Source organism: uncultured Granulicatella sp. (assembly GCF_963545075.1).
Taxonomy (GTDB): Bacteria; Bacillota; Bacilli; order Lactobacillales; family Aerococcaceae; genus Granulicatella.
In genome coordinates this window covers 21,745-27,873 of the sequence record NZ_CAUUHX010000021.1, presented here as the reverse complement: position 1 = coordinate 27,873, position 6,129 = coordinate 21,745, and the positions used below count along the sequence as shown (strand labels likewise).

The 6,129-nt window shown below is 36.1% G+C and carries 6 protein-coding genes; all 6 read left to right on the top strand.

The genetic code is table 11. From position 1 onward, the window contains the following. A partial coding sequence (locus RWZ86_RS04385; protein ID WP_314680338.1) for a 2-oxo acid dehydrogenase subunit E2 occupies positions 1 to 1,328 on the top strand: 1,328 nt, incomplete at its 5' end. A 76-nt stretch (positions 1,329 to 1,404) separates the two neighbouring features. Further along, positions 1,405 to 2,811: a dihydrolipoyl dehydrogenase gene (gene lpdA / locus RWZ86_RS04380; protein ID WP_314680337.1), complete on the top strand. Its 1,407-nt coding sequence runs from the start codon at positions 1,405 to 1,407 to the stop codon at positions 2,809 to 2,811. Positions 2,812 to 2,934: 123 nt separating this feature from the next. After that, the gene (locus RWZ86_RS04375; RefSeq protein WP_314680336.1) at positions 2,935 to 4,314 is read left to right on the top strand and encodes an MATE family efflux transporter; all 1,380 of its coding nucleotides are present in this window, start codon (positions 2,935 to 2,937) and stop codon (positions 4,312 to 4,314) included. Positions 4,315 to 4,392: 78 nt separating this feature from the next. Then, on the top strand, positions 4,393 to 4,665 hold the full coding sequence (locus RWZ86_RS04370) for a UPF0223 family protein (protein ID WP_314680335.1): 273 nt from the start codon (positions 4,393 to 4,395) through the stop codon (positions 4,663 to 4,665). A gap of 14 nt (positions 4,666 to 4,679) precedes the next feature. Next, the gene (locus RWZ86_RS04365; RefSeq protein WP_314680334.1) at positions 4,680 to 5,459 is read left to right on the top strand and encodes an inositol monophosphatase family protein; all 780 of its coding nucleotides are present in this window, start codon (positions 4,680 to 4,682) and stop codon (positions 5,457 to 5,459) included. Positions 5,460 to 5,508: 49 nt separating this feature from the next. Beyond that, entirely contained in the window at positions 5,509 to 6,051 is a 543-nt protein-coding gene (locus RWZ86_RS04360; RefSeq protein WP_314112175.1) for a TIGR00730 family Rossman fold protein, read from the top strand. Positions 6,052 to 6,129: the final 78 nt, after the last annotated feature.

The window sequence follows — 6,129 nt, the reverse complement described above, 5'->3', positions numbered from 1 at the left end:
CAGCTCCAGCAGCAGGTGTATTCCAATTCAAATTACCAGATATCGGTGAAGGAATTGCAGAAGGTGAAATCGTAAAAATTGATGTTAAAGTAGGCGACACAATCGCTGAAGATGATATTTTATTTGAAGTACAAAATGACAAATCTGTAGAAGAAATTCCATCTCCAGTAAGCGGAACAATTACTGCAGTTTTAGTATCTGAAGGAACAGTAGCACGTGTAGGAGATGTTATTGTTGAAATCGCAGCTGAAGGAGTTGCACCAGTTGCAGCGCCATCAGCACCAGCGGCTCCAGCAGCTAGTCCAGCTCCAGCAGCGGCAGCAGCGGCTCCAGCACAACCAACAGGAGTTCCAGCAGCAAGCAATCCTGGTAAATTAGTACTAGCAATGCCTTCAGTACGTCAATATGCACGCGAAAAAGGTGTTGATATCACAGCAGTTGTTCCAACTGGTAAAGGTGGACGTGTAACTCGTGAAGATATCGATAACTTCGGTGGCGCACCAGTTGCAGCTCCTGCAGTAGAAGCAGCACCAGCAGCTCAAGCGGCAGCACCTGCTTCAGCACCAGCACCAGCGGCTCCAGCTGCTAAAGCAGAACCAGCTAAACCATTTGTAGGTTCAGCAGAACGTGAAGAACGTGTGAAATTAACTCCAATGCGTAAAGCAATTTCTAAAGCTATGGTAAATAGCAAACATACAGCTCCTCACGTAACATTACATGATCAAGTTGAAGTTTCTAAATTATGGGATCACCGTAAGAAATTTAAAGATGTTGCTGCAGCACAAGGTACTAAGTTAACATTCTTACCATATGTTGTTAAAGCATTAGCAGTAGCAATGAAGAAATTCCCAGTATTAAATGCTTCAATTGATGACGCTACACAAGAAATTGTTTACAAAAACTACATCAATATCGGTATTGCAACTGATACAGATTTAGGATTATTCGTTCCAAATATTAAAGATGCAAATACTAAGAGCATGTTCGGAATTGCTGATGAAATCAATGCATTAGCAGCTAAAGCTCACGAAGGTAAATTAACTGCAGCTGATATGGGACACGGAACAATTACAATTTCAAATATTGGTTCAGTAGGTGGCGGCTGGTTTACACCAGTTATTAACTACCCTGAAGTAGCTATCTTAGGTGTAGGTACAATCGTTCGTGAACCAGTTATTAACGAAAACGATGAAATCGTAATCGGACGTAACATGAAATTATCATTAAGTTTCGACCACCGTATCGTGGACGGAGCTACTGCTCAAAAAGCAATGAACGAATTAAAACGTTTATTAGCTGATCCAGAATTATTATTAATGGAAGCTTAATTATAAACTAGTAGTACGACGTAAACCCTTCGGTCTACGTCGTATCACTATTGAAAACTTTTAAGAGGTGAAAAAGATGGTAGTAGGCGATTTCGCTATTGAACTAGATACAGTCGTAATTGGTGCCGGCCCTGGTGGGTATGTTGCTGCAATTCGTGCAGCGCAAGAAGGACAAAAAGTTGCGATTATTGAAAAAGAATATATTGGTGGTGTGTGTTTAAACGTTGGATGTATTCCATCTAAAGCATTAATTTCTGCAGGACATCATTATCAAGAAGCTCAACATTCTGAAGTTTTCGGAGTAACTGCTAAAGAAGTAGTATTAGATTTTGCTAAAACTCAAGAATGGAAAGATAATCAAGTAGTTAAAAAATTAACTTCTGGTATTGAGTACTTATTAAAGAAAAATAAAGTGGAGATCATTCGTGGAGAAGCTTTCCTAGTAGATGACCACACATTACGTGTTGTGACAGAAGATTCTGCTCAAACATACTCATTCAACCATGCAATTGTTGCAACTGGTAGCCGTCCAATTGAAATCAAAGGATTCAAATTTGGTGGACGTGTCATCGATTCAACTGGTGGTTTAGGATTAAAAGATGTTCCTAAAAAATTAGTTGTCATCGGTGGTGGAGTAATCGGTTCAGAATTAGGTGGAGCTTATGCTAACTTAGGTTCTGAAGTTACAATTTTAGAAGGTGCTCCAAGCATTCTTTCTATGTTTGATAAAGACATGGTGAAATTAGTTGAAGATGATTTTGCTAAAAAAGGTGTTACAGTTATTACTTCTGCAATGGCTAAAGAAGCTGTTGATAATGGCGATAGCGTAACCGTTAAATTCGAAGTAGATGGTAAAGAACAATCAATCGTTGCTGATTACGTAATGGTTGCTGTAGGACGCCGTCCAAACACTGATGAATTAGGATTAGATGTTGTAGGTGTTGAAATGACTGAACGTGGTTTAGTAAAAGTAGACAACCAAGGACGTACAAATATTAAAAACATTTTTGCAATCGGGGATATCGTTCCTGGTGCAGCATTAGCACATAAAGCTAGTTACGAAGGTAAAGTTGCTGCTGAAGCAATCTCAGGTAAACCAGTTGCTGTTGACTATCGTGCAATGCCAGCTGTTGCCTTCACTGATCCAGAATTAGCTTCTGTTGGTTATACTCAACAACAAGCTAAAGATGCTGGATTAAAAGTGAAAGCTTCTAAATTCCCTCTAGCAGGAAATGGTCGTGCTATTTCATTAAATGCAACAGAAGGTTTTGTTCGTTTAATTACAACAAAAGATGACAACGTAATCGTTGGTGCACAAGTTGCCGGCGTTGGCGCAAGTGACTTAATCGCTGAATTAGGTTTAGCTGTTGAAGCTGGTATGAATGCAGAAGATATCGCATTAACAATTCACTCACATCCATCATTAGCTGAAGTTATTATGGATACAGCTGAATTAGCATTAGGTATGCCAATTCATATTTAATAAACATTACGTTTGGAAGACCGAGATTTCTCGGTCTTTTTTGTGTTTCTAGAACATTTTGAGTTGCGTAACATTCCTAATAGGTATAAAATAGAAAGTACTTTTTAAAGAAGGAGAGATGGCATGGAAGAAATTATAGATCAGAAGTTTAATAAAACAGAGCTAAGAATGAATATTTTTCATATTGTATGGCCTGTTTTTATTGAAGTGTTATTAGGATCTTTATTCGGAATGGTCGATATGATGATGGTAGGTCGTATTTCAGAACATGCAGCTCAAGCAGTATCTGCTGTTGGAATGACGAACCAACCCGTTTTTTTAGGATTGAGTTTTGTACAAGCATTAAATGTTGGGGGAACAGCCATCATTGCTCGTTATTATGGAGCGAAGAAATATAAAAATATTAGTCTAGTATTAAAACATGTCATGTTACTAGCAATGGTAGGATTTGTACTTCCTATTTCAGTGTTAATGATTGTATTAGCTCCCAATGTATTATCCTTTTTAGGGGCAGATTCTTCTGTTATTGAAGTTGGGTCAGGATATTTTAGAGTGATTATGATTGGATTTATTTTTCAATCCTTTTCATTTACGATGACTGCCGCTTTGCGTGGAATTGGTGAAACAAAAATTCCGATGCGTAATAATTTAATTGCGAATAGTTTAAATGTACTTGGGAATGCTGTATTAATTTATGGTTTATTTGGTTTCCCAGTGCTTGGAGTAACTGGAGCAGCTATTTCAACAGCATTAAGTAATGTCATTGCGATGTCGTTAAACTTAAGGTATGTGTTATCTAAAAAGAGTGTTTTATATTTGGATTTTAAAGAAAAATTCCAATTTCGTTTTGAAATGATGAAAGATTTAATTCGAATCGGATTGCCGACTGCTTTAGAACAATTAGCATTAAGAGTGGGGATTATTTCATTTTTAAATATTGTTTCTGGATTGGGGACAAATGTTTATGCGGCGCATCAAATTTCATTAAATATTTTAAATCTAACTTATTCACCTGCTCAAGCTTTTGGAATTACAGCTTCCACTTTAATGGGGCAATCTCTTGGAGCGAAAAATGAACAATTGGCAAGAATGTATACAAGAATGTGTCAACGAATAGGTTTTGTCATTGCCATCGGGATGTCACTATTTATCTTTTTTGGTTCGAAAACTTTAGCAGAATTTTACTCCACAGACACTGAAATTATTCGAAATACAATGATTGCCTTAACAATTGTAGCATTTGTTCAACCGTTCCAAAGTCATCAATTAATTACCTCTGGAGCACTAAGAGGAGCAGGGGATACTGTTTGGCCTCTGATTGCCATTTTTGTAGGGTCAGTGTTAATTCGAGTTAGTTTAGGTTATGTATTTGTCAATATATTTTACCTTGGTCTAGCAGGAGCTTGGTATGCGGTATTCATTGATCAATTTATTCGTTGGCTTATTATTTTATTTAGATTTAAATCAGGAAACTGGAAGAATATTCGTATTAACTTAGAATAGTAGATGCAAGAATAAGCCTTTTTATTTTAATGAAAAAGGTGTATACTAAACAGTGTACTTTTTTGAGGAGGGACTTATTTGGCAAATTATAGTTATCCATTAGACTTGGATTGGACTCACCAAGAAATGTCAACGGTCATTGCATTATGGAATGCCGTAGAAGATGCTTATGAACGTGGAATTGAAACTGAAGTATTTATCAAACGATATAAAGATTTCAAAACTATTGTAAAAAGTATCGGCGAGGAAAAGAGACTTGGTAAAGAATTTGAATCGGTTTCTGGATATAGTTTATATCGTGTGGTTCAAATGAGTAAAAATACTTCAAAAAGAATTAAAATGGAACAATAGAAAGGATGTTAGTTATGGATTTATTTGCAACACATTTATTAGTCAATGATTGGATTATGGAGGCTGGAAATAAAATTCGTCATAGCTTTGGTGAATCAATTACAGTTGATACAAAAACTAGTCGTAATGACTTAGTAACGAATGTTGATAAAGAAATCGAACAATTTTTAATTTCAAAAATTCGTGAACAATTCCCAACACATAAAATTATGGGAGAAGAAGGATTCGGTGACGAATTAACTTCAATGGACGGATATGTATGGTTAATCGATCCAATCGATGGCACATTAAACTTTGTAAAACGTCAAGAAGATTTTGGGATTATGGTTGCCTTATATAAAGATGGCGTTGGTTTATTAGGTTACATTTATGATGTTATGCGTGACCGCTTTGTTTATGGGATTAAAGACTACGGTGCTTATTGCAATGGACGTCGTTTATCTAAGCCAGAAGTTCATAGTATCGGTGATAGCTCTATTAACGTAAACGGATTTATGTTATTAGAAGCAAATGAAAAAGAAGCATCAATGATTCGTAAAGCAATGGTCACTCGTACTTATGGAGCTTCTTCAATTGAACATATCCAAGTAGTATTAGGAAAATCTGTTGCTTATGTTTCAACATTACTAGCACCATGGGATATTGCTGCTGGTATGGTAATTGCAAAAGAATTAGATTTACACTATAGTACGGTAGATGGAAAAGAAGTTGACTTCTTAGTACCAAACAAAAAGACTACAGGGGTTATCTGTTCAAAAGATATTGCTGAAGAAATTATTGCAGCATTTAAATAATCACAATAGAGTCGTAAGATTTTACGGCTCTTATTTATAAGGAGAAGTTATGAATATTGCAGTTTATTGTGCCGCTAGTCAGAGTAGTCTTAGTTTTGCTGAAAAAACTGAAGAACTAGGACTTTGGATAGCGAATATGAATCACACACTTGTTTACGGTGGAGGAAATACTGGCTTAATGGGAGTGATTGCAACTTCTGTTATGAATGCAGGTGGACAAGTCATTGGCGTCATGCCACAATTTTTTGTGGATCGTGAAATCGCAAAAAAAGATATCACCAAACTTCATATTGTTGAAACGATGTCAGAACGTAAAAATAAAGAGATTGAATTAAGTGAAGTGTATATTGCACTTCCGGGAGGTCCAGGAACACTCGAAGAAATTGCAGAAGTCGTTTCATGGGTAAGAGTTGGTCAAACAAATGGAATCTGTATTTTTTATAATATAGAAGGGTATTATGATCATTTAGAAGCTTTTTTCAATCATATGGTAACAACAAATCTACTAAGCGAAGAAGATAGAAGTCAAATACATTTTGCAAAGTCACTAGAAGAAATTGAAAAATTAATCGAAAACTACGAAAAGCGTTAGATGTGAGTCTGACGCTTTTTAATATTTGATTAAAAAGTTTATATTATCAGTTTTTTGAATAGTATTGAGGTTATAATA

Excerpts from the sequence above, each read along its gene's own strand:
- RWZ86_RS04375 (WP_314680336.1), top strand. The coding sequence starts at position 2,935 with ATGGAAGAAATTATAGATCAGAAGTTTAATAAAACAGAGCTAAGAATG.
- RWZ86_RS04360 (WP_314112175.1), top strand. The coding sequence starts at position 5,509 with ATGAATATTGCAGTTTATTGTGCCGCTAGTCAGAGTAGTCTTAGTTTT.
- lpdA (WP_314680337.1), top strand. The coding sequence starts at position 1,405 with ATGGTAGTAGGCGATTTCGCTATTGAACTAGATACAGTCGTAATTGGT.
- RWZ86_RS04365 (WP_314680334.1), top strand. The coding sequence starts at position 4,680 with ATGGATTTATTTGCAACACATTTATTAGTCAATGATTGGATTATGGAG.